We start from the raw sequence: 25,472 nt of genomic DNA on the forward strand, positions 1-25,472 counted from the left end.
CCCTACGCGCCCTGTTGCATGGCGGTGAACGGGGCCATGTCGAAGTAGTCGCGCCAGGCGGCGATCCGGCCGTCGCGGACCTCGAACACCCCGGTCACCGGCAACTCGATGTGGTTGTCGCCGAGGGTGAATCGGTCGGTGCGCTCGTTGAGCACGACAGTGCCGGTGACCGCCTGGTGGTGGATGGTGAAGTCGATGCCGCCGAACGCGCCGATGAAGCCGCGCAGGAACTCCAGGATCGCGGCCTTGCCGACGAACGGCTGCATCGGAATGTTGTGGTAGACGGCATCCTCGGTGAAGAACTCGGCGATGGATTCCGGTGTGCCGGTACGCCATTCGGCGCACAGCGCGGTGACGACCTCGGCGGGGGTCAGGGTCGTGTGGTCGATGGTCACTGCGGTGGGAGACCTTTCGTGCGGGTGACCTGAACTGCAGGGGTCAAATTTCCCGGCGGCCCCGACGGTGTCAAGGGTGGTCTCGCAGTGAGACTTTCACCCGTCCGCGTCTCGGTGTTTCAGGACGTCAGCGCTCCACCCAGGATCGCGGTCACCATGGCGTGCACGGCCTCGGTCTCGGGCCGGGCCGCGGTGCGGTCGGCGAAGAGCAGGTGTCCCGATCCGATCAGCGTGCGAGCGAGCAGATCGGTGTCGCAGGTGGCCGCGAGGCGGCCGGTGTCGACCTCGGCGGCGAGGTATCCGGCGATCAGCTCGGTGGCCTCGGTCAGGACGGGGACACCGACCGGCCGGCGCTGCCGCAGCCGGGCGCGCAGCTCGTCCCGATAGGTGACCAGGCTGACGATCGCCACCGCCACCGTCTCGAACACGGCGGTCAGCGCCTCGGTGAGATTGCCCGGCACCGTGGCCTGCCCGGCCCGGTCGCGCAGTGCGGCGCCGAGCCGCTCCACCCGGACGATCCGGTCCTCGACCAGCTCGGCGAGGAACCCGTCGAAGTCGGCGAAATGCCGGTGCAGCACGCCTTTCGCGCACCCGGCCTCGGCGGTGACGGACCGGCTCGTCAGCCCGCTCGGCCCGTCCCGCAACAGAATCCGCTCGGCCGCGTCGAACAACTGCTCCCGTGCATCCCGAATGGCCACCCCGGTGGGCACCCCGCACTCCTTCACGTCGGCCGGACCCAATCCATTTGCGGAGTGGGCAAGTGCCCACTTAAAGTGGGCGCATGGTCACTCTACCGCCCTCGGGCCCCGAACCCGCAGACCAGAGCCCCCATCGAGCCCGGCACATCGCGGAGTCTTTCGGTATCGACGCCGCCCGCTATGACCGCACCCGCCCGGCGTATCCCGCCGCCATGATCGAGCGCATCCTCGCGGCAAGCCCCGGCAAGGACGTCCTCGACGTCGGCTGCGGAACCGGTATTGCGACCAGGCAGTTCCGCGATGCCGGATGCGCGGTGCTCGGCGTCGAACCCGATGCCCGCATGGCCGATTTCGCTCGCGAAACCGGCGTCGACGTGGAGGTCGGCACCTTCGAGGAGTGGGATCCGGCCGGCCGCACCTTCGACGCGGTGATCGCCGGAACCGCTTGGCACTGGGTCGATCCGGTGCGGGGCACGGCCCGGGCGGCGCAGGTTCTGCGTCCCGGCGGCCGGCTCGCCGCCTTCTGGCCCCTCGCCCAGCTGCCGCCCGACGCGGCGGCGGCCTTCGCCGCGGTCTATCGCCGCCTGCTGCCGGACACACCCGTCGCGCGGGTCGCGGACCGCCCCGCCCTCGAGATCTACCAGCCGATACTCGACACGGTGGCCAGGGGAATCCGCGAATCCGGAGCCTTCACCGACCCCGAGCAGTGGCAGTTCGAGTGGCGCCGCACCTACACCCGCGACGAATGGCTCGACCAGATCCCCACCCACGGCACCCTCACCCAGGCCCCACCAGACACCCTCACCGCCGTCCTCGACGGCATCGGCACGGCGATCGACGCCCTCGGCGGCACCTTCACCGCCTCCTACGCCACGGTCGTCGTGACAGCCGCACTGCGACCCGGCCGATCCGCCCCGGTCGCACCGAGCTGATCCGGAAAAGCCTGCGGGTTCGTGATCGAGCAGCTCGACGCAGTCCGGTCACTCGCTCGGCTGTGCACCGCGACCCCTGCTGCCTGCGTCCGGGAGCGTCCGCATTGCCGGGTCCCTGCTCGCCGTGCCCGTTCGCGTGCAGCCGTTGCGGTGGCCGTCCGGCGTGCGATCAGGTGATCCGGGATAGCTTGTGCGGGTTGGTGATCGAGTAGATCGTCTGGATCCGGGTACCGGCCGGGTCCAGGTCGACGACGACGGCCGCCAGGGGGCTCTCGTCGGAGAACACCAGGACGCAGGGGTCTTCGGCCACCCAGCGGTAGCGAATGGCTAGGTGCCCGGCGGGGAGGTCGGCGGCCACGGCCATGAAGACCGCGGCGACCCGGTCGCGGCCGTGGACGGGTTCCAGGCTCTGGGCCCGGCCCGCGCCGCCGCTGTCGGTCCACAGGGTGACATCGGGGGCGAGGACCTCGAGCATGGTGGCGAGGTCACCGCGCAGGGTGGCCTCGGCCAGTCGCTCGCTCAGCCCGGCCTGGAAGTGCTGGTCGCGCCGGCGAGGCCGGCGCTCGTGGATGTGCTTGCGGGCGCGGGAGGCGAGCTGGCGGACCGCGGTGGGGGAGCGGTCGAGCATGGCCGCGATCTCGGGGTGGCCGAAGCCGAACACATCGTGCAGGACGAAGACCGCGCGCTCCAGCGGGGACAGGGTTTCCAGGACCACGAGGACCGCCATGGACAGCGATTCCTTGCGTTCCACGACGCCGGACACCTCGTCCTCGGCGGTGACCAGCGGTTCGGGAAGCCAAGGGCCGACATAGGTTTCGCGTCGTTTGCCGATCTCGGTGCGCCGCGCCAGGGCGTGATTGGCGACCACCCGGACCAGGTAGGCGCGGGCATTGTCGACCGGTGCCGCGGTGGGGTCACGGTGCCGTGCCGCCCACGCCAGCCATGCCTCCTGCAGCACGTCTTCGGTATCGGCGACGCTGCCGAGCATGTTGTATCCGACCGCGAACAGCAGTTCGCGGTAGTCGAGAAAGCGCGCGGTGACCTCGTCGGAGGCCGCGTGCGGTGGCTGTGCCGTCATGATTCGTCTCCCTTCTCTCGCCACCGAAGAGCCGGGCGGCCCGGAAACTGTGACATGGTGGCCCGGATCGTGTTCCGCGTCACCGAAACCCGCGCCCATGTCACTGTTCGCGGTCACCGCGCCTCTGTGTTGTCGTCCGGGGAGGGTCCCCGGGGCCGAGGAGACCGACCATGACCACCACACCCTCCGGCGCGGACCGCGCCCTGTTCATCCGGGCCGGCGAGGCCGAACAGCTGCCGGGCCTGGGCGTGCACCTGTATGCCGACCACGATATGACCGGCGGAAAGCTCAGCGCCAACCGCGCGGTCCTGCCCGCCGGCACCGACGGCCCGCCGCCGCACTTCCACACCACGTCCGCAGAACTGTTCTTCCTGCTGGGCGGCACGCTGCGGGTGCTGGCCGGGGAGGAGATCCTCACCATGGGCGAGGGGGATTTCCTATTGGTTCCGCCCGCCATGGTGCACGCCTGGGGCGCCCCCGCCGATTCGGCGGCCGATGTGTTGATCGTGTTCACGCCCGGCATCGAACGCTTCGAATACTTCCGGATGGGTGAGCGGCTCCGCCGCGGCGACGGAGATCCGCTCGAAATCCTCCGCACCCAGGAGCGTTTCGACAATCACTTCGTCGACAGCCCGCTCTGGCGCGAATCCCGGATCGACCCGGCGGCGGGTGAACCATGGCCGCAGCGCCGATAATGAACCGGTGACCGAGCGTGCAGCGAGCCGGACGGCGGTCCTGGTCTGCCAGGGCCGCGCCGTGGCGGACGGGCGAATGGGCGTCGGGCGGTTCTCCGACCCGGTCGCGGTCGAATTATTGGTCGACGGCGAACGCGAACTGGTCGATCTCGTGCGCGCGGGCGCGGTGCCGAAGGGGTTCGGCGCGCGGATGGAGTACGAATTGCTCTCCGCCACTTCGGAAGTGCTGGCGGCCCGCACGGTCGCCATCGACGAGGCGGTGCGGGAGAGTGCGCATCCGCAGCTGGTGATTCTGGGCGCGGGGCTGGACGCGCGCGCCTGGCGCATGCCCGAACTGGCGGGAGTCGCCGTGTTCGAGGTGGATCATCCGGCGTCCCAGACCGAGAAGCAGGAACGGCTCGGGGAGCGGAAAGCCCTGGCGGACGTCCGTTTCGTCCCGGTCGATTTCGGTAGGGACTCCCTCGGGGCCGCCCTCACCACGGCCGGCCACGACGAGACCCGGCCCACCACCTGGATCTGGGAGGGCGTCGTTCCCTACCTGACGCCCGCCGAGGTCGCCGAGACCGTCACCGAGGTGGCAAAGCGCAGTGCGCCCGGCAGCCGTCTGATCATCACCTACCCGACCCCCAATCGGGCGCACCACTACGGCCGCAAGGCCATGGAGCTGTTGCTGTCCGTCTCCGGCCGCACCAATCCCATGGCCGGTGAACCGCAGCGTTCGAGCTGGACCCCCGAGGCGATGGCCGCAGTGCTCGCCGAGCGCGGCTTCTCCGTCACCGCCGACCGCGACCTGCAATCGGTCGCGGTCGAGGCGGGAATCGAGGGCAAACGCACTTCGGTCCGCGCCGGCGGTCACCTCGTCATCGCCGATCGGCGCTGACCCTCGTCAGTTCAGCGTGACGACCCAGGAGCCGTTGCAGCCGCGGTTGGTGTCGCGGTTCGGGTCGTAGTTCCACACCGTCTGCAGGTCCGAGTCCTTCTGAATGTTGAAATCACCCGTCGGCGACTGTACCGGCTCACCGTTGTACAGCAGCAGGCTCAGGTCGTTCGGGTAGATCGTCCAGGACCCGTTGTAGCCCGCCGGGTAGTTCATGGTCACCGTGGTGGTGCGGCCGGCGTGGTTCTGCACCACGATGCACGAATTCGGATGATTGGACTGAGCCTGGGCCGGCGCCGCGGCCAGTACGATGGCCGCCACCCCGACCGCGGGAGCGGCCACCGGTGCCGCTGCCTTCGCCACCAGACCACGTCCGCCGTTGGGAACGTTCCACATGATGCCTGACCTCCGTCTGAATTCCACCGCCCGAATGGCTGATTGGATGAGACGAAGTTATCCACCGCACCCAGCGGGCCTCTTATGAAATCCTTGTCGCCGCGACCCGGCGGTTGTCGTCCCCTTCCATCGGATCGGCAGCGATCAGAACCAGCCGTTCCCGCACCGCGGGCACCGAGATATCGGCGAGCCCGATCGCGATCTCGCGAGTCTGTTCGTCACAATCCGTGAGGCATAGCCACATGCTCGTTCTGAGCTGAGCCGCAACGTGATTCGCGGGCAGGCCGAGCGCGCCGACCTGCTTCCGGTGTCGGTGGGCGTGGATATCGTGTTGTGACGGCGCTGATTTCGGTGCCGCCACGCGAGCAGGGGGCACGCGAATGCTGGTCATCAACGGCGATGGAAGCCGAGTTCCGGGGACCGAGAAGGAAGTGCCGGACTGGCTGCGGATCTGGAACGGCGACTACAGGATCGGCGACTACAGGATCGGCGGCATCGCCATCTCGGGGTGCTACATCCCCGACCGGCGCCCCGGCCACTCCGGCAACGCCACCGAGGCCGACCTGGTGATCATCACACCCCAGCTGTGCGTGGTGATCCAGGTCGAGGGCCTCACCGAACCGGTCGACGGCCAGATGACGTGCCCGGCCGCCCTGCTGCGCGCCCTCAACCTTGCCGATGCCGTCTCCTTCGCGGATCTTGCCGCCGAGGGCTTTGCCTGCGCCGCACCATCACCGAGCCCGGCCGCCGGGGCGCGATCCGCACGGCCCGCGCCGACCCTGGCGGGCAATCCGTGGCTGGACCTGGCCGATGACCCGGGAGCATCGTTCCGCGCGTCGCGAGGTACGGGCCGGTGGCGCCGTCGTTTCCTCCGCCGACCCGCCACCGGCGGCGAGTCGTAACCCGAGCCCTCGGCGCGGTGCTGATGCTCGAGCGCCGGCCATTGGCGCTACCAGGTGATCGCCTGGGGGCCATCGACCCATCGGCTGTTCTGGTGAACCGGGACTTCGCTCGTCATACGGGGATTGTTCGACGGGGCCGCAGGGGTGTGCGGTCGCGGAATGCTTCTATTGCCGCGGCGACTTCGAATGGTGTTGTGGCGTGGGCGATGTCGTCTCGGTAGAGCACCCGCTCGGCGACGGCGTCCAGGTCGAATCCCCAGACCATCGACATGAGGGGATTGACCAGGACCCGCTCGCAATCCCGCAGTCGATGCAGTGCCAGTGTGTCGGACAGCGAGAGCGCACCCATCCGTCGAAGTATTCAGCACTTCCGCCGTCCGTGCCCGATCTCGCGGGCGGATCAGCCGACCGTCATCCCCGAATTCGACTGTGCGACTCCGCTGCTCATCCATGAGCTCGCCGATCTCGCCTCCGAGGCCCAGATCTTGATGGGTGCCGCACTTCATTTCGTCGACGGGCTGGCTCCCGGTGTCGCGTATGCGGATTCGATGAATGGGCGGACGAAGTCCAGGAACTGCTCGGGGGCGGAGGAGAAGGGCAGGTGGCCGGTGGGGAGGACCTGGAGCTCGGAGCCGGGGATCAGGGCGTGGGCTTTCCTGCCGTAGCGGAGCGGGAGGACCGGGTCGCGGCGGCCCCATACGATCAGGGTCGGTGCCGCGATTTCGGTTGCGCGGCCGGTGAGGTCGTAGCGGGGATCGTTGAAGCTGTGCCACAGGGCGGAGTAGGTGGTGCGGCCGATCTCGGTGCCTGCAACGCGGATCGCGCGCTCTACGACGGCGTCGTCGTGCGGGGTCACGGGTTTCATGTAGTTGCGGATGCTGTGCGGGAGCCAGCGGCGGGCCACCAGAGCGGAGCCGTAGAGGTTGCAGTAGGCCCGGGTCAGCGGCGTCTGCCGGACGAAGCCGCCGGTGTTGACGAGGACGAGCCCGGCGACGCGCGCCGGTTGTTCCAGCGCCAGGCAGGCTGCGGCGAATCCGCCGATCGAACTGCCGATGAACACGGCGGGATCCAGCTCGAGTGCCGTGACCACCTCGGCGAGCGTGTCGGCGATCCCGGCGGCGGTGATGGTCGAATTCGGTTCGGATGCACCGTGTCCCGGCCAATCGATGGCGATCACCCGATGCTCCGTGGCCAATGCCGGGAGGATCGGATCGAAGTCGTGGTGGTCGTGCAGGGTGGCGTGCAGCAGGACCACGGTGGGCCCCGTGCCGATGTCTTCGTAGGCCAGTCGTCCGGCCGACGTGCGCATGATGTGCATACGCAACAACCCTTCATTCGATTGTGGTGACCGGCCGGTCGTTCACTGACCAGTCGGTCGGTCAAGTATGATGTGACCATACAATCGGTCCGGAACACACGCAAGAGGGACGCCGAATCGCCTGTCGCGCAACGCAGGGCGAGCCGGCACCGCCCCCCGGTGAGGGTTGAATCTGATGAATCTGCGGGAGGATTCCGCCGCGCGCACCCGCGCCGCGCTCGTCGACAGCGGCCTGCTGCTGGCCGAGCGGCTGGGACTCGGCGGTGTCAGTGTGAACGTCCTGGTGGCCGAGCTCGGCGTCTCGAAAGGCACGTTCTTCCATCATTTCGGCACCCGCGCCAACTACCTGCTGGCCCTGCATCGCGAATTCCACGAGCGCCTGCAGGCCGTAATCGACTCCGCCACCTCCGGTCTCGCCCCGGGCCGGGACCGTCTCCTGGCCGGATCCACCGCCTACCTCGACGCCTGCCTGCGCGACCGCGGCGTCAAGGCCCTGCTCCTCGAAGCCCGAGCCGAACCTCTGATCGTGGACGAGGTGACGGCTCGCAACACCGACAACGCCGCGCTGATCGAACCCGATTTCGAGGTCTTGGGCTGGCCGCACCCGGAGGCAGCCGCCCGGTTGTGGGTCGGCTTGGTCGCCGAAGCCGCCCTGCTGGAATTGCAGGCCGGCCATGAGCAGGGTTCGGTGCGAAACGCCCTGTGGCAGTTCCTCCCCGCCTGAGACCCGCCCGGCCCCGTTTTCACCCCCCACGGTGGTCCACCCTGCACGAGCCAAACTCTTTGCGATCCTGAGTGTGGCTCTGGCGCTGTGCGGCGTGCGGCCGATCGGCTCCGGGCTCAGTCGGCTGCGCAGAGCGCGGTGTCGAACGCCTTCTGGAGGGCAGCGGTGACGGTGGGATCCGAGGGCCGGAGATTGGCGATGAGGGTGACCGCGCGGCCGTCCGGGCTGACGGCGTTGAAGGTTCGGAAGCCAGGGATGGAACCGCCGTGTCCCCACACCTGGATGCCACACGGTGCGGGGGCGGTGGTCAATCCGAGGCCGTACGAGTAACCCGGGCGGTTGGTCAGCGGTTTCGGATCGGCCCGCATGGCGGCCACCTGGGCCGGGGGCAGCAGGTTCCCGGTGAGGAGCGCACCGAAGAACCGATTCGCATCGGAGCCGGTGGAGATCAGCGCACCGGCGCTGCCCGCCCACGACGGATCGAAACGGGTGACGTCGGTCGGCTTCCCGTCGACCGCCTCGTAGCCCTGCGGGTGGGGACTGCGGAGGTCGGTGTCGCCGGCGGCCGGGAAGTAGGTGTCGCGCAGCCCCAGCCGGTCGATGACGCGGTGCGTGACTTCCTCGCCCACCGGGTGCCCGGTCACGCGTTCCACGATCATGCCGACGACGAGGTAATTGGTATTGCTGTATTCGGCTTTCGCGCCCGGCTCGAAGTCCGCGGGCAGGGTCATGGCGCGACGGACCAGGTCCGCCGTGTCGAAGCGCTTGGTCAGCAGATCGGGCGAATCACCTTGCAGCTCGGGCAGTTCCAGATACTCGGGCAGACCGCTGGTGTGCTGCATGAGATTCCGGACCGTGATCCGGTTGCCGTCGATGCCCGCACCCTGAACGACGCCGGGCAGGTAACGCTCGACAGGCGCGTCCACATCCACCGCACCCTCCGCGACGAGCTGCATCATGACGGTCGCGACGAACGCCTTGGTATTGCTGCCGACTCGCACATGCGCGCTCCGCGGAAAGGCCGCGCCGGTAGCGACGTCACCGACACCCGAGGTCGCACTCCACTCCCGGTCGTGCTCGGTCACGACCACCTGTACCCCGGGAACCCCCGCCACCACGGCCGCGTCCAGGGCGCGCCCGACCTCCGCACGCGCATCGGCCGACAACGGCCCTCCCGGCTGTCGCGCCGCATCATCACCGCAGGCCCCCACCGCGCAGACCACTGCGGCGACTGCGACCGCAGCGGCAATCCGGCGAACGAGCCTCATATGCTCCCCTTCTGGCGTGGTGGCCACGAGCGCTCGGCCGGAACGCGCTGCTGCGCCGCCGGATTCGCAATTCGCGGAGGTCGATAACCGGATGGTAGCCCCGAGCCGTGATCCGGGCATCATCCGCAGCGCTCACCCGAGCTCATCCCCGAGGCGTAGCGCTGGTCAGGGAAAACCCGCTGTCCCGTCCTGCGGGAGCGAGATCACCGTCAGAGCCGGTAATGAGAGGCGACGGCGTCTTGGCCGGTGTAGTTCGGGCCCGCGTGGACATCGGCGCCGGCGTAGGTGAATTCCCACCGGGGGAGGGCCCGGCCGTTGCGGGTGAGGCGGTGACTTCGCGCCGTGTAGGTGAATCCGTTTTGACGCAAGGCGGTTGTCACACGTCTACCGAGTGGGGCGCCGCCGGTGTCACGGATCGAGGTGGCGTCGAAGTTCGCGGCGAACAGGCCGTCGGAGGTGAGCCAGGAGGACATGCGGGTGAGAGCACTGAGTTTGTCGCCCACATAGTGCAGGGCGTGGACGCTGGTGATCAGATCCACGGGTTCGTCGGGATGCCAGGTCAATATCGAACCGGTGACGAGGTCGATGCCCGCTCGCGGCGGCCCACCGAAATAGTCCACCAGGTCGAGCCCGATGATCCGGGCGTGACCGGACAGCGTTTCGTCCGCCTCGAACAGGGCGTGGGCGCGGCCGCATCCGACATCCAGCCAGCGCTGGGGTGCGGGACGGGCCGCCAGCCAGGCAACGGGGTCGAAGCCGAGTTCGCGACGGTAGGCGGGCAGTCGGCGGTCGCGGTTCATGGCGGAGTTCGCCACTACCGCAGTCTGTTCCAGGTGGGCGTCGTCGAGTAGCTCGGGCACACAGGACATGCTGCCGGGTGCGGTCGACGGCGGTGCGGAGCCGCCGACCGATTCAGGCGGCGGCCTTGTCCGCGGGCGCCGGAGCCGAGGTGGGGAGGGGTTCGCGGGTGCGCATGGCGGCCCAGAGGGCGGCGGTGGCGGCGGTGCAGGCGGCGGCGCCGCCGACGTGGACGGCGACCAGGGCGGCGGGCACGTGGGTGAAGTACTGGACGATGCCGACCAGGGCCTGGGAGCACACCAGGGCGATCACCAGGATGAGGCGGTTGCGGATGGTCTTGTTCATGCCGACCGCGGCCAGGCCGCAGGCGAGGCCGACGAGCAGGGCCAGGTAGGCGACCAGGAGTTCGGCGTGCAGATGGACCAGCGTGACGATCTCGACCTGCAGGCGTTCGACCGGCTTCTCGACGCTCTTGTCGCCCGCGTGCGGACCCGCGCCGGTGACCAGGGTGCCCGCGATCAGCGTTCCGGTGAGGGCCAGACCGGACAGGGCGGTCAGCAGCCGCAGCGGCTTGGGAACCTGAACCGTGTCGATACCGTCGTCGGGTTCCCCGACCTTGGCCCACAGCAGCGTCGCCAGCCACACTATCAGCATGGACGCCAGCAGGTGCACCGCGACCGTCCACCACAGCAGCCCGGTGCGCACGGTGATACCGCCGATCACGGCCTGCAGCACGGTGCCGCCGGGCATCAGCCACGCGTACACCTGGACTTCGCGCCGACGCCGCGCCCGGGTGACCGCGAGCACGATGGCCGCCGCGGCCAGCGACACCACGAAAGTGAGCATGCGGTTGCTGAATTCGACCACCTGGTGCAGCACCGGCACCTCGGCCACCGCGGTCGGCACGAAGCTGCCGGGAAAGCACTGCGGCCAGGTGGGGCAGCCCAGGCCCGACGCGGTGACGCGGACGACCGCGCCGGTCACCGAGATTCCGGCCTGGGACAGGATAACCAGGAAGGCGAGGAGTCGCTGCACCCGCAGGGAAGGCATCGGGAACAGGTCGGCAAGTCGCTGGAAGGCGCGAGACAGCACGCACCGATGGTAGCGGGGCCGCATTTCGCCCCGTCACCGGCCCTACTACAACGTGTCGTTAAACACCCGGGCGGGCGCGAACTTTCGAGGTGACCGCCGCCCGGACAGCCTCAATCGAACTTGAAGAACCGGGTGGCCAGCCACCCCGCGAGCCCGCCCCAGCCGGCCAGCACCGCGAGCCCGTACCAGTCGATGCTGGTGCGCATCGCCTGCTCCAGGCACTCCGACAGCGCCCCGGACGGAATGATCCGCGCGATCAGGCTCACCGCGTGCGGCAGGTCGTCGGACATGAACACCAGGCTCGCGGTCCCGAGCATGACGAACCACAGAATGTTGGCGAGCGCCAGCACCACCTCGGCCTTGAGCGTCCCGCCCAGCAGCAGGCCCAGCGCCGCGAAGGTCGCCGTCCCGAGCGCGATCACCACCGCGCCCAGCAGCAGCCCGGTCAGCGACGGCCGCCAGCCGAGCGCGAACCCGATGGCCCCCAGCAGGATCGACTGCAGCACCACCACGATCAGCACCGCCGAGCACTTGCCCGCGACAATGCCCCACCGCGGCAGCGGCGTCGCCCCGAGCCGCTTCAAAGCCCCGTACCGCCGATCGAAGCCGACGGCGATGGCCTGCCCGGTGAACGCGGTCGACATGATCGCCACCATCATCACCGCGGGCACCACCCGGTCCACCCGGTGCTCGCCGAGCCCGCTCATCGGCAGCAGGGTCAGCCCGATCAGCAGCGTGATCGGAATGAACATGGTCAGCAGCAGCTGTTCCCCGTTGCGCAGCAACAGGATCAGCTCCATGCGCGTCTGCGCCGCCAGCATCTTGGCGCGTGTGGTCGGCTGCGGCGCGGGGGAGAAGGTGCCCGCCGCGAATCGGTTCACGGTCTCGGTCATCCGCGGAGCTCCCGCCCGGTCAGTTCGAGGAACACGTCTTCCAGCCGGCGCTGGTCGATGCGAATGTCGGTGGGCAGCACGTCGATTCGCGCGCACCACGCGGTCATGGTGGCGAGCACCTGCGGGGTGATGTCGCCCTGCAGCAGGTACGACCCCGGCGCGGTCTCGCGCGGGGTGAACCCTTCCGGCAGTGCGGCTTCCAGCAGCGACAGGTCCAGTTTGGGCGGCGCGGTGAACGCCAGCCGGCCCTCGGCTCCGTGCGAGGTGACCTCGGCGGGCGTGCCCTGCGCGACGACCTGCCCGTGGTCGATGATCACCAGCTGATCGGCCAGCTGCTCGGCCTCGTCCATCATGTGCGTGGTCAGCAGCACGCTGACCCCGTCGCGGCGCAGCGCGTCGATGAGCTCCCACACCAGATGCCGTGCCTGCGCGTCCAATCCGGCGGTCGGCTCGTCGAGGAACACGATCTCCGGCCGCCCGACCAGCGCGCACGCCAGCGCGAGCCGCTGCTGCTGCCCGCCCGAGAGCCGCCGATACGGCGTCCGCCGAGCGTCTTTCAGTCCGAGCGTGTCCAGCAGCCAGGCCGGGTCCAGCGGGTTCGCCGAATAGGAGGCGACGAGATCGAGCATCTCCCCGGCCTTGGACCCCGGATACGCGCCGCCGCCCTGCAGCATCACGCCGATGCGCGGTCGGAGCTGATCGGAGTCGGCGATCGGGTCCAGGCCCAGCACCCGCACGGTCCCGGCGTCGGGAGTCACGAAGCCTTCGCACATCTCGGTGGTGGTGGTCTTGCCGGCGCCATTGGGTCCGAGCAGGGCCAGCACCTGTGCGCGTTCGATATCGAAGCTGATGCCGTCGACCGCGGTGGTCTCGCCGTAGCGTTTCACGACGCCGTCGACGCGTACGGCGGGTCCGGAAGCTGCGGTCACGATGAGACACCGTAAGGCGTGGGCTGCTGTGACCGAGCCGACACCCCCGGCTGATTGCGCCACGGCAGCACATTTCGGGTGAGGAAGATCAGCGACAGGCCCACGATCACGGTGGCGATGGCGGATTCGACGATCTGGAAGACGTAGAAGTCCGCGCCGCGCGGCATGACCATCACCGACACCACGACCGACAGCACCACCGCCGGCACCCGGAACGCGGGCCGGTTGGCCCACGCGGCGAGGGGCACGATCGCCCACAGCAGGTACCAGGGTTGCACCACCGGGAACAGCAGCACGATCGCGCCGAGTGAAACACCCAGCGCGCCGATCGCATTCAAGCGCCCGGTCCAGGCGGCGATGAGCATGCGGATGGTCACGAAGGCCGCCACGAGCTCCGCGATGGGTCGGGTGATGTCGAGCAGGGCGGTGGTGTGATCGCCGAGCCCGAGCAGCACGCCGCCGAATCCGGTGATGATTCCGACGGCGGTCGGCAGCGACAGGTAACTGCGCACGGAGGTGGCGGTGCCGACGGTATTGACCCAGCCGAATCCGAGTCCGCTGGCATAGCTGACCGAAAGTGTCGTGACCACGGCGATGACACCGAGTACACCGCCGGCGACCAGTACCGGTTTGAGCCCGCCTCCCCACCGCCGCGCCAGCGCCATGCCCACGAATCCGAGGCTCACCAGGGAGATGATCTTCACCGACGAGGACAGCGTGATCAGCACGGCACCGAAAACCAGCAGCGCCCAAGCCCTTTGATTGAACTGCGGGCAATCGTCGATGGCGCGCAGGCAGAATTCCATTCCCGCCAGCATCAGCCCGAGCATGAGCGCGTCATTGTGCACGCCGCCGACCAGGTGGAACAGCACCAGCGGGTTGGCCGCGCCCAGCCACAGCGCGCTCACCCCCGCGATTCCGCAGCGTCGCGACAGTCGCGGCAGCGCCCATACCATCAATGCCACGCCCGCCAATGCCAGCAGCCGATGCATCCACACCCCGAGAAGGATGTTGTCGCCGGTGATCTGCGCGATGCCGCGTCCCATCCACAGGAACAGCGGCCCGTAGGGCGCGGAGGTGTCCCGCCAGATAGTGGGGACATTGTTGGTGAGCACATTGTTGAGCCCGAGCCCGGCCACCGGGCCGACCGAATACGGGTCCATGCCCCGGGCCGCGATTTCGCTCTGTGCCAGGTACGAATAGACGTCGTTGCTGAACATGGGCGGTGCGACGCTGAGCGGAATGATCCACAGCAGCAGCGTCCGATCCATCTGCGAGCGGCTGAGCCGGTGGCGTGGATCCCCGCCCCACCCGCCGACGGCGAAGCGGCCCAGCAGCAGCCACGCCATGATCACCAGGATGGTGCCGATCATGCACATGGCCAGCGTCGAGGTGCCGGCCCGTGCGAAGAATCCGAGCACCCGCATGCCGGAGATCGGATTCTGGTGCACCGGTTGGGCTCCGACACCCAGCGCGGACACCGCCATGATCACGGCCCCGGTCGCGCCGAGCAGCCGGATCCGCATCAATTGCAGGGTTTCGCGCCGGTCCAGGCCGGGCCGGTCGGCGTCGACGCCGTGCAGGACGGCGACGGTGTGATCGGCGGCGGGAACGTCCAGGCCCAGGGCCCGGCGTCCGATATCGATGACTCTGCGCCGCGCGCCTTCCACTACCGCCACAGCTGCGAAGCCTAGTCCGGAGCCGCGGGTCGGACGCCGATCGCATGGCCGTAGCGCGGGTTCGCCCGATGTGCTCGCGAGTTGCCGATCGGCACCCACACTTGCCATTGATACCCCGGGGGGTATAGTCGTGACATACCCCAGGGGGTATGGAAGGAAGTCAGATGCGAAGTACCACAGTCGGCGTCGCCGACACTTCTCCGATCACGACCGCCCCCGGCGGTCTGCTGGGCCGCCTCGGGGCCCGCATGGCCGATCACGCCCGCTGGGTGTTCGGCTTCTGGCTGATCCTGTCGGTCGCCCTCGGTGCGGCCGCGCCCACGGTGTTCGACTCGCTCGCGGGGGCGGGCTGGCAGGCCAATGGATCAGAGTCCGTGCGTGTCCGCGAACTCGCGCAAGAGCACTTCGGTGGCAACTCGGCCGCGGCGGTGCAGGTGGTGATCCATTCGGACACCGCGACCATGGACGGTCCGCAGGCGCAACGCCTGGTGGGGGATCTCACCGGAATCCTGCAGGCCGACAGCCGATTCGGCGCGATCGTCGCACCCGTGCCGGGACAGTCGGTCAGCCGCGACGGCCACACCGGCATCCTGCTGGCGGGCGCGAATGCGAACACCGACGAGATGGTCGCCGCGGTCACCGACGTCGGCCCGAAACTGCAGGCCCTCTCATCCAACGGCTTCGAGATCTATCCGACCGGCGCCTCGGCGCTCTGGAGCGACTTCAACAAGGCCAATCACGAGGCCATGATGAAGGCCGAGATGTTCTCGTGGCCGGTCACATTGGCGATCATGGTGCTGGCCTTCGGCTCGCTGGTGGCGGCCGGACTGCCGCTGCTGCTGACGCTCACCGGCCTCGTCGCCTCGGCGGGCGGTCTGGTGTTGCTGAACCATGTCACGCCGATCTCGGTGTGGGCCATGAATTTCGCCATGATGTTCGCGCTGGCGCTGGGTATCGACTACGCGTTGTTCCTGGTCTCCCGCTTCCGCGACGCCATTCGCGGTGACACGCCACCGCGCACCGCCGTCGCCGTCACCATGGCGACCGCCGGCAAGGCGGTGCTGCTCTCGGGCCTGACCGTGCTGGTGAGCCTGTCGGCCGTGCTCGTGGTGCCCGCGCCCGCGGTGCGGACCATGGCGGTCGGCATCATGTTCGCGGTCTCGTTCGTGCTGCTGGCGACGCTGACCCTGCTGCCCGCCGTGCTCGGCGCGCTCGGCCGGCGCGTGAACGCGGGCTCGCTGCCGTACGTGGCCCGGCAGCAGCATCGTTCGCCGGTCTTCGCGAAGTGGGGACAACTGCTGCACCGCCACCCGTGGCCGTTCGCCATCGGCTCCCTGCTGGTGCTGGTCGCGCTCGCGATTCCGGTGACGAGCCTGAAGGTGGCCATGCCGTCCATCCAGGTGGTGCCCGCGGACGCGTCCGTGCGACAGGGCTACGAGCTGGTCCAGCGCGAATTCGGCCCGGGTGCGCCCGGCATGCTGCAAATCGTGGCCCCCGCCTCCGACGGCGCGGACGTGCAGCGAATCGCGGCCTCGGACAATCGGATTGCGATGGTCACCCCGCCGCAACCCGCCGCCGACGACAGCGGCCTGGTCCTGCTCCAGGCGACCCCGACGGTCGACCCCTCGGATCCGGCCATGGGCGATATCGTCCATTCGCTGCGCGCCGCGCTCCCCGCGGGTGCGCTGGTCGGCGGCGCGGTCGCCGAGAACCTGGACCTCCAGCAGGCCCTGAACGACTACCTGCCCCTGGTGGTCGGCATCATCCTGGTGCTGGGCTTCCTGCTCCTGCTGGTCGCCCTGCGCGCCCCGCTGATCGCCCTGCTCGGGGCAGGTGTGAGCCTGCTGTCGACCGCGGCGGCGTTCGGTGTGGCGAAACTGGTCTTCCAGGACGGCCACGGCGCGGGCCTGCTCGGTTTCACGCCGCAGGGCTTCCTGGACGGCTGGGGTCCGGTGTTCTTCTTCGCCATGATCTTCGCCATCGCCATGGACTACACGGTCTTCCTGCTGGCCACGGCGAAGGAGCACTACGAGCGCTCGGGTGATCCGGAGGTGGCCCACATCGACGGCATCGCCCACTCGGGCCGGGTGATCGCGGCCGCGGCGGCGGTCATGGTGGCGGTGTTCTTCACCTTCGCCCTGGCCGATCCGCTGCCGCCGAAGGAGATGGGCATCATTCTCGGTGTCGCCGTCCTGCTGGACGCCGTGCTGATCCGCCTGATCCTGCTGCCGGTGCTGCTGCGCCTGACCGGGCACGCCGCCTGGTGGTCGCCGCGCTGGCTGCGCAGGGTGCTGCCGGACATCAGCTTCGCGCACTGACGGGTGGGGTCGTGGGAAAGGGTGAGCCCTCTCTCATGACCCTCCCATACCCCTAGGGGTATACTGAAGTCATCGGACTCAGGGAAGGAAACCCCCCTAATGATCGGCGACGAAGACAGCATCGCACTGGTCCTCAACCGGCTGCGCCGCGCGCACGGACAGCTTGCGGGCGTCATCTCCATGATCGAGCAGGGCCGCGACTGCAAGGACGTGGTCACCCAGCTCGCCGCGGTCTCTCGCGCTCTCGACCGCGCCGGATTCAAGATCGTCGCCACCGGTCTGCGGGACTGCCTGACCGGGGAGCGGGCCGAGAACTCCGAGCCGATGACAGTCGAGGAACTGGAAAAACTCTTCCTGGCGCTGGCCTGAAGCTCTTCCGGGCGATCCCTGCCGAGCGATCGCCCAGCGCCGGGAGCGAAAGGAATTCAAGATGATCGCGATCCGCCACTGGTCCATCGACCGCATCGTGCCGGGCCTGGCCGGCACCGTGGTGCTGCTCAGCCTTGCGCTGGTGCTCGCGTTCTCGCCCTGGTGGCTGCTGCTGACCGCCTTGGTGGCGGCCAACCTGGTGCTCTTCGGGGTCGTCGGCTGGTGTCCGATGACCTTGCTCCTGCAACGCCTGGGCGTGCCCCGAACCGGCAGCCCCGCAACGGAAAGGAATTCGTGATGACTCTCGCCCTCTCGGCCACTCTGCGCACCGATTTCGCCGACGCGGTGCAACGTACCCGGAAGGCCCTGTCCGAGCAGGGCTTCGGCGTGCTCACCGAGATCGACGTGACCGCGACCATGAAGCAGAAGCTGGACGCGGACATGGAGGACTACCTCATCCTGGGCGCGTGCAATCCGTCGCTGGCGCACACCGCGCTCGGTGTGGACCGTCAGATCGGCCTGCTGCTGCCGTGCAATGTGGTTGTGCGCGCGGATCGTTCGGACGCCGGCACTATGATCGTGGAGGCCATGAATCCGGAGGTGATGGTGCAGGTCGCGGGCGATCCGGCGCTGCAAGAGGTCGCCGACTGCGCCACGGAGATGCTGAGCGCGGCCATCGCGGCGCTCGGTTGATCCACTGCCCGAACACGATTCGCGCTGCCCCTGTCGGACCCCGCTCATACTCTGGATGAATGGTGTCCGATTCGAAACGGCGGATCGAGGTGGCTGCGGCCGGGCTGCTCGCCCGGCACGGCTATCACGGATTCGGGCTGAAGAAGTTGAGCGAGGCGGCGGGGCTGCCGTATGGGTCGATCTACCACCACTTCCCGGGTGGCAAGGAGGAGATCGCGGTCTCGGCCATCACCGGCACGGGCGTGCTGGTGGGGCGCATGATCCGGCAGGCCCCGGGCGATGTGTTCGGCACCGCGGCAACGCTGTTCGACTTCATGGCCACCAAACTGGCCGAGACCGACTGGGCCGCGGGCTGCCCGGTCGGGACCCCCGCCCTGGACGGCGGCAGTGATGTCGACGCCGTGCGCGCCGCGTGCGTGTCGGCCTTCGAGGCGATGACACACGGTTTCGCCGAACTGCTCACCGAGCTGGGCCTGGCGCCGGGGGAGGCGCGTGATCTGGCCACCACGGTGGTCGCGGCCTACGAGGGCGCGACCATCCTGGCCCGGGTGCGCCGCACCGATGAGCCGCTGCACACGGTTTCGGTGGCCATGGCCCGGTTGATCCGGCTGAGTCTCGCGGAAGTCGCTGCTGCCGAGGCGAATTCATCCTAGGGGGGTTGACTGGAAAGAACGTTCTAGCGACGATCGATCCATGAAGCGACTCGTGCTCGACGGCCCGCACGCACTGCGTTGGGAAGACGCCGCCGAACCCACCCTCGATGCCCCTGATCAGGCCCTGGTCCGCCCCATCGCCGTGGCCACCTGCGATATCGACCCCGCGATCCTGCAGGGCCGGTTCCCCCTGGCGGGCCCCTACCCCTTCGGCCACGAGGGGGTGGCGGAGGTGGTGGCCGTCGGCGACGACGTCACCACCGTCCGCCCTGGCGACAGGGTGGTGGTCCCGTTCCAGATCTCCTGTGGCGCCTGCGATTCCTGCCGCCGCGGCCATACCGGCAACTGCACTACCCACCCGTTCATGTCCAGCTACGGCCTCGGCCCGATGGGCGGGCTGAGCTGGGGCGGGCTGTGGTCGGACCTGGTCGCCGTCCCGCACGCCGACGCCATGCTGGTCCCGTTGCCCGCCGGAGTGGATCCGGCGGCGGTCGCCAGTGCCAGCGACAATATCGCCGACGCCTACCGATCGGTCGCCCCGCAACTCGCCGCCCGCCCCGGCGCCGAAGTTCTGGTCCTGAGCGGTCCGGCCGCACCGTCCATCGGCCTGTATGCGGCCGGTCTTGCGGTGGCGCTCGGCTGCGCCCGGGCCGTCTACCTCGACACCGACCTCGAAAGGCTCGCCATCGCAGCCGAACTCGGCGCGGAGCCCGTCGAGGGCAGGCCGACCGACCGGGTCGGCCGGTTCCCGGTCACCGTCGAAGCCGCGGGCGGCTCCACAGCCCTGGTGGCCGCCATCCGTGCCACGGCCAATGATGGCTTCTGTACCAGCGTCAGCGTCCAGACCCAGGATGTCGCCCTGCCCATGCTCGAAATGTATTCGCGCTGCTGCACTTTCCACACCGGCCGGGCGCACGCCCGCCCGTCCATCCCGCACATTCTCGACCTGGTGGCGGCCGGGCGTTTCGATCCGAGTGCGGTGACCACCCGCACCGTGGCCTGGGAGGATTCGATCGACGCGCTGCTCGAGGCGCCGGTCAAACTCGTCGCTACGCGCTGAAGCCGGATACCGAGAGTGGTAGTCGCGCCAGCGTTTCCGGGTCGGCGAGCACGTCGATCCGGACGATGCACTCGCCCTCGACGGTGAACGCCATGACCGCCGGTGGTTCGTCGCGGCCGGCCACCAGTGCTCCCGGCCGCCCGTCGACCAGGACCATCGCCGAGAAGTCGGCGCGCGCCGCGAACCCGGCCGCCAGCCGCGCCACGATCGGCGCGCCCCGCGCGGTGACCGGCACCGGCCCCGGCGCGGCGGTCCGGTCCGCGGACACCGTCATGTCGGCGGCCAGGACCGCCAGCACCGCGGCGTTGTCTCCGGCCCGGACCGCTGCCAGGAACGCCCGCACGACACGGCGTTCCCGCAGCGCGCCCGGCCGGAGCTCGTCGGAGCCGTCGATCACCCGATGCCGGGCGCGGCTGGCCAGCAGCCGGGCCGCGTTCGGGGACCGCTGCAGGATGTCGGCGACCTCGTAGAACGGCACCGCGAACATGTCGTGCAGGACGAAGGCGACCTGTTCGGCCGGTGGCAGCCGCCGCAACAGCACCAGGACCGCCCGTTCCAGTTCGTCGGTCAGTACTGCCTGTTCCTCGGGCTCACCGGCGGTCGCCACGGAGGGGAGCGGTCCGGGCACGACGTCGCCCAGCGGGCGTTCGGGGTTGGTCCGGCGGGCGCGCAGCCGGTCCAGACAGATCCGGGACAGCGTGGTGGTCAGCCAGCCGTCCAGATTCCGGATGCCGTCGATGTCGGTGCAGTGCAACCGCATCCACGTCTCCTGGACCGCGTCCTCGGTCTCGCTGGACGCGCCGAGCAGCCGGAATGCCAGCGCGTTCAGTCTGGCGCGCCGCTGTTCGAAACGTTCTACCGGGAATCCCGAGTCGCTGTCCGACATATTTCGCGCTCGCCGAACGTCACGGTGTCATGACTACACAAACCATCGTCACACGAAAAGCTCTCGACCGCTCGGTGCTCTATTGGACCGCCACCGTGCTGGTCGCGGCGGAACTGGTGGTCGGCGGCTGGTGGGACATCACCCGCTACTCGCAGGCCCGCGACACCATCGTGCACCTGGGCTATCCGACCTACTTCCTGGTCCTGCTGGGCGTCTGGAAGCTGCTCGGCGCGCTCGCGCTCCTGATGCCGGGATTTCCCCTGGTCAAGGAGTGGGCCTACGCGGGCGTCGTCTTCGTCGACAGCGGCGGCATCGTCTCGCACCTGACGGTCGGCTATGCCCGCGGCGAGGTGGCCGTGCTCGCGCTGCTGCTCGTGCTCACGGTCGTCTCGTGGGCGACGCGCCCGGCCGGGCGGAAGGTCCGGGACCAGCTGATAGGTTTCCGGCGGAATCTCCCGTAGAACACCGCGTTCCCGTTCGACCCGATCGATCCGAAAGCGAGTGCTCGATGCAGGTGGCGATCGCCCTGTTCACCCGTGACCTGCGGGTGCACGACAATCCGGTGCTGGCGGCGGCCGCCGCGGGCGGGGCGGTGGTGCCGCTGTTCGTGCTGGACCCCGGGATCATCGAGCGAAACCCGGTCGCGCCCAACCGGCTCCGCTTCCTGACGGCGGCGCTCGCGGACCTCGACGCCGAATTGCGCGGGCTCGGCACACCATTGGTGATCCGCCGGGGCCCGGTCGCCGACGAGGTGGCCCGGGTGATCGCCGAAACCGGCGCGACGAGTGTGCAGGTGGCCGCCGATGTCAGCCGGTACAGCCGAAACCGTGAGCGGGAGTTGCGCGTTCGCGCGGGCGAGTCGGGGTGCCGGCTGGTGGCCCATCCCGCATCGGTGACCGTGGTCGACCCGTCGGAGCTGCGTCCGGCCACCGGCCGCGACCATTTCGCGGTCTTCACACCGTATTTCCGTCGCTGGCTCGACACCCCGCTGCGGCCGCAGGCCCCGCGGCCACGACAACTCGCGGGCCCGGACATCGGCGGCGAGCCGGTGCCCACCTATGCGGATCTGTGCGCCGAGCCGACCTCCCCGCACCTGTCGGTGGGTGGCGAGCGCACCGGCCGGAAACTGTTGCGCGACTGGCTCTCCGGGCCAGTGGACCACTACCACACCGACAGTGACATGCTGGCCGGCGCCACCTCCGGCCTGTCGCCCTACCTCCACTTCGGCTGTCTGTCCCCGGTCGAGGTGGTCCGCCGCACCGATCTCGCCACCCCCGGCGGCGAGGCCTTCGCCCGTCAGCTGGCCTGGCGCGATTTCCACCACCAGATCCTCGCGGCCCGGCCGGACCTCGCCCACACCGACTTCCGCCCGCGCCCCACTTCCCCGCGCGACGACCCGCACGCCTTCGCGGCCTGGCGGGACGGACGCACCGGCTACCCGGTCATCGACGCGGCCATGCGGCAGCTGCTGGCCGAGGGCTGGATGCCCGGTCGCGCCAGGCTGCTGGTCGCGAGCTTCCTCACCAAGTCGCTGGGCGTGGACTGGCGCCTCGGCGCGGCGCACTTCCTGACCTGGCTGGTCGACGGCGATATCGCCAACAATCAGATGAACTGGCAGTGGGCCGCGGGCACGGGCACCGACACCCGCCCGAACCGGGTCCTCAACCCCATCCGCCAGGCCGAGCGGTTCGATCCCGACGGCGAGTACGTCCGTCGCTGGCTCCCCGAGCTCGCGCATCTTCCCGGTGCGCGCATCCACAAGCCTTGGCGTGCAACACCTCCCGTGCCCGGCTACCCGGCTCCGCTGGTGGAGTTCAACGGCATGTGATCGCCGGCCCGATTCGCGGCACGGCAACGATGCGGCAATCTTGACTGTCCGATTTCGGTAGAGTGCATCGGTGGCCTCCGGTCATGCTCGGTCTCGACACTGCGAACGGAGCGATCATGGGTCGGAATTCGGTCGCCAGCCAGTTGGTCTACGCCCTCGTCGTCGCCGGGGTCCAACGGGTGTACGGACTGGTGGGGGATAGTTTGAACCCCTTCGTCGACGCGGTGCGCCGGACCGAGGGCATCGACTGGGTGCATTGCCACAACGAGGAGAGCGCCGCCTTCGCGGCCGGCGCGGAATCGGTGCTCACCGGCCGGCTCGCGGTCTGCGCGGCCAGTTGCGGACCCGGCAACACCCACCTGATCCAGGGGCTCTACGACGCACATCGCAATGGCGCCTCGGTGCTGGCTATCGCCTCGCACATTCCCAGCCGTGAGATCGGCACCGGCTTCTTCCAGGAAACCCACCCCGAGCGACTCTTCGTGGAGTGCAGCCACTTCTGTGAGATGGTCGGCACCCCCGAGCAGATGCCGCGGCTCGCCTACATCGCCATGCAGACCGCACTCGGCCGGCACGGCGTCTCGGTGCTGGTGGTCCCCGGTGACGTGCTCAGCGCGGAGGCCGAGAACCGCGGCTGGCAGTCGGATCTGGTGTCCGAAGCGCCGACCGTGGTCCCGCCCGCCGCCCAGGTGGACCGCCTCGCGGAGGCGCTCAATGACGCCGACACGGTGGCCCTGTTCGCGGGCGCGGGCGTGCGCGGCGCACACGCCCAGGTCATGAGCCTGGCCGAGCGACTGCACGCCCCGATCGGCCACGCGCTCGGCGGCAAGGAGTGGATCCAGTTCGACAACCCGTACGACGTCGGCATGAGCGGCCTGCTCGGCTACGGCGCCGCCTATGAGGCGACCAACGAAGCCGACCTGCTCTTGTTGCTCGGCACCGACTTCCCCTACGACACCTTCCTGCCGCAGAACGGCCGGATCGCCCAGATCGACCGCGACCCGTCCCGCATCGGGCGCCGCGCCGCGGTCGATATCGCCGTCAATGGCGATGTGGCCGCCACCATCGACGCCGTGCTGCCGCTGCTGCACCAGAATCCGAGCCGCGCCTTCCTCGACGACATGCTCCGCCGGCACGCCTCCGCGCTGGAGAACGTGGTGGACGCCTACACCCGCGATATCGACCACCACACGCCCATCCACCCCGAGTATGTCGCCTCGCTCATCGACGAAATCGCCGACGACGACGCGGTTTTCACCGTCGACACCGGCATGTGCAATGTCTGGGCGGCGCGGTACATCACCCCGAACGGCCGCCGCCGCATCATCGGCTCGTGGCGGCACGGCACCATGGCCAACGCCGTCCCGCACGCCATCGGCGCCCAGACGGCCTACCCGGGCCGGCAGGTGATCTCGCTGTCGGGAGACGGCGGTCTGGCCATGCTCATGGGTGAGCTGCTCACCGTCTGGCGGCACCGGCTGCCGGTGAAGATCGTGGTGTTCAACAATTCCACGCTCGGCATGGTGAAGCTGGAGATGCTCGTCGACGGCATGCCCGACTTCGGCACCGATCAGGAGCCGGTGAACTACGCCGATATCGCGGCGGCCGTGGGCATTCCGTCGCTGCGGGCGACCGACCCGGCCGAGGCGCGGGCCGTGCTGGCCAAGGCGTTCGCCGAGCCCGGGCCGATGCTGGTGGACGTGGTCACCGACCCCAACGCCCTGTCCCTCCCGCCCCGCATCGACGCCGCGCAGGTCAAGGGTTTCGCCCTGGCCGCGGGCAAGATCGTGCTGGCCGGCGGCGTCGGCCGCATGCTCGACATGGCCCGCAGCAACCTGCGCAATATCCCGCGCCTGTAGCGGGTCGCGAATTCCGCTGCTGGACCCCGGCGGAAACCGTCCGGCCTGCTTCTGGAAGAAATAGGGGCATGGCTGTTCGACCGATCCTCATCGCCGGTGACCCCAGACTGTCCACCCCGGCCGTGCCCGTCACCGAATTCGACGCGGAGCTGGCCGCTTTCGTCGAGGACCTGTTCGAGACGAACACCGCGGCCCGGGGCGCGGGCCTGGCGGCCAATCAGATCGGCGATCCCCGTGCGGTTTTCGTGTACGACCTCATGACCGCCGACGGCCGCCGGCGCGGGTACGTCATCAATCCGAGCATCGAGACTTCCGAAATCCCGGAGACCATGCCCCACCCCGATGATGACTCCGAGGGCTGCCTCTCGGTGCCCGGCGAGTGGTTCCCGACCGGGCGTGCCGACTGGGCCGAGGTATCGGGCGTCGACGTCCACAACCAGCCGGTCATCGTCTCCGGCACCGGCTACCTGGCCCGCTGCCTGCAGCACGAGACCGACCACCTGCTCGGCCATCTGTACCTGGACCGCCTCATCGGCCGCAATCAGCGCGCCGCCAAGAAGATGATCAAGGCGAATGGCTGGACCGAAGCGGGCCGCTCCTGGCTGCCCGGCCAGGACGCCGACCCGTTCCACGACTAGGTCCCGGTATCCCTACCGGGTGAATGCATCGGCCTCGACACCCAGGGGCGATCCCGGTGATCGCCGACAGCGCGAATCCGGCCAGGGCGGCGAGGAATACGCGCGCGGCCGAGGGCGCGGGCCGGATGGCCGGCGAGGGTGAGCAGGGCAGCGCAGGCGACGACGTAGCGACTCACCACCCAGGCGATCAGGGTGAAATTGGCGAGGCCGATCCGCCGGGCCGCGAGGACCATTCGGCCGCGCCGAATCGAACCCTATTGCGCCGCAGGAGTAAATAGGGGCTCGCGGTCGGGGGGTCCCGTCACTACGGTCGGGCGGGCAATCGAAACCCGGGACCATGGGGGTGCGCATGCCGTTGCTGGCCATCGATCAGGCGGCGGCCGCGAATCAGGCTGCGCCGCAGCGGCACTCGATTCCCCTGGATGTCGTGTGGCCGGTAGCGGTGCTGGGCCCGCTGGCCGGGGCGTATTGGCTCCACCTGGCGATCGTGGCAC

Annotated in this window: 29 protein-coding genes; 15 read left to right on the forward strand and 14 right to left on the reverse strand. The window is 69.3% G+C overall.

The features are described 5' to 3' along the window. Nucleotides 1-2: 2 nt before the first annotated feature. The gene (locus ACFXN1_RS03195) at nt 3-374 is read right to left on the reverse strand and encodes a limonene-1,2-epoxide hydrolase family protein (RefSeq protein WP_379436267.1); all 372 of its coding nucleotides are present in this window, start codon (nt 372-374) and stop codon (nt 3-5) included. A gap of 140 nt (nt 375-514) precedes the next feature. Then, nucleotides 515-1,105: a TetR/AcrR family transcriptional regulator gene (locus tag ACFXN1_RS03200; protein ID WP_379436028.1), complete on the reverse strand. Its 591-nt coding sequence runs from the start codon at nt 1,103-1,105 to the stop codon at nt 515-517. Nucleotides 1,106-1,176: 71 nt separating this feature from the next. Between ACFXN1_RS03200 and ACFXN1_RS03205 the strand changes: the two genes are divergently transcribed. Continuing rightward, on the forward strand, nt 1,177-2,025 hold the full coding sequence (locus ACFXN1_RS03205; RefSeq protein ID WP_379436027.1) for a class I SAM-dependent methyltransferase: 849 nt from the start codon (nt 1,177-1,179) through the stop codon (nt 2,023-2,025). 169 nt (nt 2,026-2,194) lie between these two features. Here ACFXN1_RS03205 and ACFXN1_RS03210 read toward each other — a convergent pair whose 3' ends face one another. After that, nucleotides 2,195-3,103 (reverse strand): sigma-70 family RNA polymerase sigma factor, encoded by a 909-nt coding sequence (locus tag ACFXN1_RS03210; protein ID WP_379401883.1) that lies wholly within the window; start codon nt 3,101-3,103, stop codon nt 2,195-2,197. 170 nt (nt 3,104-3,273) lie between these two features. Here ACFXN1_RS03210 and ACFXN1_RS03215 point away from each other — a divergent pair, with 170 nt between their 5' ends. Both ACFXN1_RS03215 and ACFXN1_RS03220 read left to right on the forward strand, forming a co-directional pair. Further along, entirely contained in the window at nt 3,274-3,798 is a 525-nt protein-coding gene (locus ACFXN1_RS03215; protein WP_379436026.1) for a cupin domain-containing protein, read from the forward strand. A 7-nt stretch (nt 3,799-3,805) separates the two neighbouring features. Continuing rightward, entirely contained in the window at nt 3,806-4,678 is an 873-nt protein-coding gene (locus tag ACFXN1_RS03220) for a class I SAM-dependent methyltransferase (RefSeq protein WP_379436025.1), read from the forward strand. A gap of 6 nt (nt 4,679-4,684) precedes the next feature. Here ACFXN1_RS03220 and ACFXN1_RS03225 read toward each other — a convergent pair whose 3' ends face one another. Together ACFXN1_RS03225 and ACFXN1_RS03230 are read right to left on the reverse strand one after the other, a co-directional pair. Continuing rightward, nucleotides 4,685-5,071 carry a hypothetical protein gene (locus tag ACFXN1_RS03225; RefSeq protein ID WP_379463474.1) on the reverse strand — a complete coding sequence of 129 codons (387 nt, stop codon included), beginning with the start codon at nt 5,069-5,071 and terminating at the stop codon, nt 4,685-4,687. 82 nt (nt 5,072-5,153) lie between these two features. After that, nucleotides 5,154-5,462 carry a hypothetical protein gene (locus ACFXN1_RS03230; RefSeq protein ID WP_379436024.1) on the reverse strand — a complete coding sequence of 103 codons (309 nt, stop codon included), beginning with the start codon at nt 5,460-5,462 and terminating at the stop codon, nt 5,154-5,156. Here ACFXN1_RS03230 and ACFXN1_RS03235 point away from each other — a divergent pair. Then, entirely contained in the window at nt 5,452-5,973 is a 522-nt protein-coding gene (locus ACFXN1_RS03235) for a hypothetical protein (RefSeq protein ID WP_379436023.1), read from the forward strand. The genes ACFXN1_RS03230 and ACFXN1_RS03235 overlap by 11 nt on opposite strands. A gap of 112 nt (nt 5,974-6,085) precedes the next feature. On the opposite strand, the gene ACFXN1_RS03240 is transcribed toward ACFXN1_RS03235, so the two are convergent. After that, nucleotides 6,086-6,322 (reverse strand): hypothetical protein, encoded by a 237-nt coding sequence (locus ACFXN1_RS03240; protein WP_379436022.1) that lies wholly within the window; start codon nt 6,320-6,322, stop codon nt 6,086-6,088. Between the two features lie 153 nt (nt 6,323-6,475). Continuing rightward, nucleotides 6,476-7,291: an alpha/beta fold hydrolase gene (locus ACFXN1_RS03245; protein ID WP_379436021.1), complete on the reverse strand. Its 816-nt coding sequence runs from the start codon at nt 7,289-7,291 to the stop codon at nt 6,476-6,478. Nucleotides 7,292-7,466: 175 nt separating this feature from the next. Between ACFXN1_RS03245 and ACFXN1_RS03250 the strand changes: the two genes are divergently transcribed. Beyond that, nucleotides 7,467-8,015, forward strand: a complete 549-nt coding sequence (locus tag ACFXN1_RS03250; protein ID WP_379436020.1) for a TetR/AcrR family transcriptional regulator — start codon at nt 7,467-7,469, stop codon at nt 8,013-8,015. Nucleotides 8,016-8,131: 116 nt separating this feature from the next. Here the strand turns inward: ACFXN1_RS03250 and ACFXN1_RS03255 are convergent, their stop codons facing one another. From ACFXN1_RS03255 to mptB, 6 genes are all read right to left on the reverse strand, one after another. After that, on the reverse strand, nt 8,132-9,283 hold the full coding sequence (locus tag ACFXN1_RS03255; protein WP_379436018.1) for a serine hydrolase domain-containing protein: 1,152 nt from the start codon (nt 9,281-9,283) through the stop codon (nt 8,132-8,134). A 209-nt stretch (nt 9,284-9,492) separates the two neighbouring features. Beyond that, nucleotides 9,493-10,143: a class I SAM-dependent methyltransferase gene (locus tag ACFXN1_RS03260; protein ID WP_379436017.1), complete on the reverse strand. Its 651-nt coding sequence runs from the start codon at nt 10,141-10,143 to the stop codon at nt 9,493-9,495. Nucleotides 10,144-10,195: 52 nt separating this feature from the next. Next, on the reverse strand, nt 10,196-11,173 hold the full coding sequence (locus ACFXN1_RS03265) for a heme A synthase (protein WP_379436015.1): 978 nt from the start codon (nt 11,171-11,173) through the stop codon (nt 10,196-10,198). Between the two features lie 110 nt (nt 11,174-11,283). Beyond that, nucleotides 11,284-12,066 carry an ABC transporter permease gene (locus ACFXN1_RS03270; RefSeq protein WP_379387230.1) on the reverse strand — a complete coding sequence of 261 codons (783 nt, stop codon included), beginning with the start codon at nt 12,064-12,066 and terminating at the stop codon, nt 11,284-11,286. After that, nucleotides 12,063-12,995 carry an ABC transporter ATP-binding protein gene (locus ACFXN1_RS03275; protein ID WP_354846689.1) on the reverse strand — a complete coding sequence of 311 codons (933 nt, stop codon included), beginning with the start codon at nt 12,993-12,995 and terminating at the stop codon, nt 12,063-12,065. The genes ACFXN1_RS03270 and ACFXN1_RS03275 overlap by 4 nt, the downstream gene beginning before the upstream one ends. After that, nucleotides 12,992-14,674, reverse strand: a complete 1,683-nt coding sequence (gene mptB / locus ACFXN1_RS03280) for a polyprenol phosphomannose-dependent alpha 1,6 mannosyltransferase MptB (RefSeq protein WP_379436014.1) — start codon at nt 14,672-14,674, stop codon at nt 12,992-12,994. The genes ACFXN1_RS03275 and mptB overlap by 4 nt, the downstream gene beginning before the upstream one ends. A gap of 164 nt (nt 14,675-14,838) precedes the next feature. Between mptB and ACFXN1_RS03285 the strand changes: the two genes are divergently transcribed. The 6 genes from ACFXN1_RS03285 to ACFXN1_RS03310 all read left to right on the forward strand — a co-directional run bounded on the left by ACFXN1_RS03285 (nt 14,839) and on the right by ACFXN1_RS03310 (nt 19,767). After that, nucleotides 14,839-16,992 (forward strand): MMPL family transporter, encoded by a 2,154-nt coding sequence (locus tag ACFXN1_RS03285; RefSeq protein WP_379436012.1) that lies wholly within the window; start codon nt 14,839-14,841, stop codon nt 16,990-16,992. A gap of 99 nt (nt 16,993-17,091) precedes the next feature. Further along, entirely contained in the window at nt 17,092-17,361 is a 270-nt protein-coding gene (locus ACFXN1_RS03290) for a metal-sensitive transcriptional regulator (protein ID WP_354846695.1), read from the forward strand. Nucleotides 17,362-17,422: 61 nt separating this feature from the next. Next, nucleotides 17,423-17,659, forward strand: a complete 237-nt coding sequence (locus ACFXN1_RS03295) for a DUF2892 domain-containing protein (RefSeq protein ID WP_379401897.1) — start codon at nt 17,423-17,425, stop codon at nt 17,657-17,659. Next, on the forward strand, nt 17,659-18,054 hold the full coding sequence (locus ACFXN1_RS03300) for a DUF302 domain-containing protein (protein WP_379387235.1): 396 nt from the start codon (nt 17,659-17,661) through the stop codon (nt 18,052-18,054). The genes ACFXN1_RS03295 and ACFXN1_RS03300 overlap by 1 nt, the downstream gene beginning before the upstream one ends. A 59-nt stretch (nt 18,055-18,113) precedes the next feature. Then, nucleotides 18,114-18,707, forward strand: a complete 594-nt coding sequence (locus ACFXN1_RS03305; RefSeq protein ID WP_379436011.1) for a TetR/AcrR family transcriptional regulator — start codon at nt 18,114-18,116, stop codon at nt 18,705-18,707. Nucleotides 18,708-18,747: 40 nt separating this feature from the next. Next, the gene (locus ACFXN1_RS03310; RefSeq protein WP_379436009.1) at nt 18,748-19,767 is read left to right on the forward strand and encodes a zinc-binding dehydrogenase; all 1,020 of its coding nucleotides are present in this window, start codon (nt 18,748-18,750) and stop codon (nt 19,765-19,767) included. Here ACFXN1_RS03310 and ACFXN1_RS03315 read toward each other — a convergent pair. Further along, nucleotides 19,757-20,653 (reverse strand): sigma-70 family RNA polymerase sigma factor, encoded by an 897-nt coding sequence (locus ACFXN1_RS03315; protein ID WP_379436008.1) that lies wholly within the window; start codon nt 20,651-20,653, stop codon nt 19,757-19,759. The genes ACFXN1_RS03310 and ACFXN1_RS03315 overlap by 11 nt on opposite strands. A 29-nt stretch (nt 20,654-20,682) precedes the next feature. On the opposite strand from ACFXN1_RS03315, the gene ACFXN1_RS03320 reads away from it, so the two are divergent. The 4 genes from ACFXN1_RS03320 (at nt 20,683) to ACFXN1_RS03335 (ending at nt 24,978) form a co-directional block, all read left to right on the forward strand. Continuing rightward, nucleotides 20,683-21,114: a DoxX family protein gene (locus ACFXN1_RS03320; protein WP_379401902.1), complete on the forward strand. Its 432-nt coding sequence runs from the start codon at nt 20,683-20,685 to the stop codon at nt 21,112-21,114. Nucleotides 21,115-21,161: 47 nt separating this feature from the next. Continuing rightward, nucleotides 21,162-22,481: a cryptochrome/photolyase family protein gene (locus ACFXN1_RS03325; protein ID WP_379436006.1), complete on the forward strand. Its 1,320-nt coding sequence runs from the start codon at nt 21,162-21,164 to the stop codon at nt 22,479-22,481. A gap of 116 nt (nt 22,482-22,597) precedes the next feature. Beyond that, nucleotides 22,598-24,340 (forward strand): pyruvate dehydrogenase, encoded by a 1,743-nt coding sequence (locus ACFXN1_RS03330; RefSeq protein ID WP_379436005.1) that lies wholly within the window; start codon nt 22,598-22,600, stop codon nt 24,338-24,340. A gap of 68 nt (nt 24,341-24,408) precedes the next feature. Next, on the forward strand, nt 24,409-24,978 hold the full coding sequence (locus ACFXN1_RS03335) for a peptide deformylase (protein ID WP_379436003.1): 570 nt from the start codon (nt 24,409-24,411) through the stop codon (nt 24,976-24,978). The last annotated feature ends 494 nt before the right edge of the window (nt 24,979-25,472 follow it).

This window comes from Nocardia sp. NPDC059154, from assembly GCF_042755705.1.
Lineage (GTDB): Bacteria > Actinomycetota > Actinomycetes > Mycobacteriales > Mycobacteriaceae > Nocardia.

What these genes read in the sequence shown, in the direction of transcription:
- ACFXN1_RS03335 (WP_379436003.1), top strand. Translation starts at nt 24,409, where the DNA reads ATGGCTGTTCGACCGATCCTCATCGCCGGTGACCCCAGACTGTCCACC.
- ACFXN1_RS03230 (WP_379436024.1), bottom strand. Translation starts at nt 5,462, where the DNA reads ATGACCAGCATTCGCGTGCCCCCTGCTCGCGTGGCGGCACCGAAATCA.
- ACFXN1_RS03315 (WP_379436008.1), bottom strand. Translation starts at nt 20,653, where the DNA reads ATGTCGGACAGCGACTCGGGATTCCCGGTAGAACGTTTCGAACAGCGG.
- ACFXN1_RS03285 (WP_379436012.1), top strand. Translation starts at nt 14,839, where the DNA reads ATGCGAAGTACCACAGTCGGCGTCGCCGACACTTCTCCGATCACGACC.
- ACFXN1_RS03310 (WP_379436009.1), top strand. Translation starts at nt 18,748, where the DNA reads ATGAAGCGACTCGTGCTCGACGGCCCGCACGCACTGCGTTGGGAAGAC.
- ACFXN1_RS03240 (WP_379436022.1), bottom strand. Translation starts at nt 6,322, where the DNA reads ATGGGTGCGCTCTCGCTGTCCGACACACTGGCACTGCATCGACTGCGG.
- ACFXN1_RS03270 (WP_379387230.1), bottom strand. Translation starts at nt 12,066, where the DNA reads ATGACCGAGACCGTGAACCGATTCGCGGCGGGCACCTTCTCCCCCGCG.
- ACFXN1_RS03305 (WP_379436011.1), top strand. Translation starts at nt 18,114, where the DNA reads ATGGTGTCCGATTCGAAACGGCGGATCGAGGTGGCTGCGGCCGGGCTG.
- ACFXN1_RS03235 (WP_379436023.1), top strand. Translation starts at nt 5,452, where the DNA reads ATGCTGGTCATCAACGGCGATGGAAGCCGAGTTCCGGGGACCGAGAAG.
- ACFXN1_RS03205 (WP_379436027.1), top strand. Translation starts at nt 1,177, where the DNA reads ATGGTCACTCTACCGCCCTCGGGCCCCGAACCCGCAGACCAGAGCCCC.
- ACFXN1_RS03300 (WP_379387235.1), top strand. Translation starts at nt 17,659, where the DNA reads ATGACTCTCGCCCTCTCGGCCACTCTGCGCACCGATTTCGCCGACGCG.
- ACFXN1_RS03250 (WP_379436020.1), top strand. Translation starts at nt 7,467, where the DNA reads ATGAATCTGCGGGAGGATTCCGCCGCGCGCACCCGCGCCGCGCTCGTC.
- ACFXN1_RS03245 (WP_379436021.1), bottom strand. Translation starts at nt 7,291, where the DNA reads ATGCACATCATGCGCACGTCGGCCGGACGACTGGCCTACGAAGACATC.
- ACFXN1_RS03255 (WP_379436018.1), bottom strand. Translation starts at nt 9,283, where the DNA reads ATGAGGCTCGTTCGCCGGATTGCCGCTGCGGTCGCAGTCGCCGCAGTG.
- ACFXN1_RS03325 (WP_379436006.1), top strand. Translation starts at nt 21,162, where the DNA reads ATGCAGGTGGCGATCGCCCTGTTCACCCGTGACCTGCGGGTGCACGAC.
- ACFXN1_RS03295 (WP_379401897.1), top strand. Translation starts at nt 17,423, where the DNA reads ATGATCGCGATCCGCCACTGGTCCATCGACCGCATCGTGCCGGGCCTG.
- ACFXN1_RS03225 (WP_379463474.1), bottom strand. Translation starts at nt 5,071, where the DNA reads ATGTGGAACGTTCCCAACGGCGGACGTGGTCTGGTGGCGAAGGCAGCG.
- ACFXN1_RS03290 (WP_354846695.1), top strand. Translation starts at nt 17,092, where the DNA reads ATGATCGGCGACGAAGACAGCATCGCACTGGTCCTCAACCGGCTGCGC.
- ACFXN1_RS03320 (WP_379401902.1), top strand. Translation starts at nt 20,683, where the DNA reads ATGACTACACAAACCATCGTCACACGAAAAGCTCTCGACCGCTCGGTG.
- ACFXN1_RS03215 (WP_379436026.1), top strand. Translation starts at nt 3,274, where the DNA reads ATGACCACCACACCCTCCGGCGCGGACCGCGCCCTGTTCATCCGGGCC.
- ACFXN1_RS03210 (WP_379401883.1), bottom strand. Translation starts at nt 3,103, where the DNA reads ATGACGGCACAGCCACCGCACGCGGCCTCCGACGAGGTCACCGCGCGC.
- ACFXN1_RS03330 (WP_379436005.1), top strand. Translation starts at nt 22,598, where the DNA reads ATGGGTCGGAATTCGGTCGCCAGCCAGTTGGTCTACGCCCTCGTCGTC.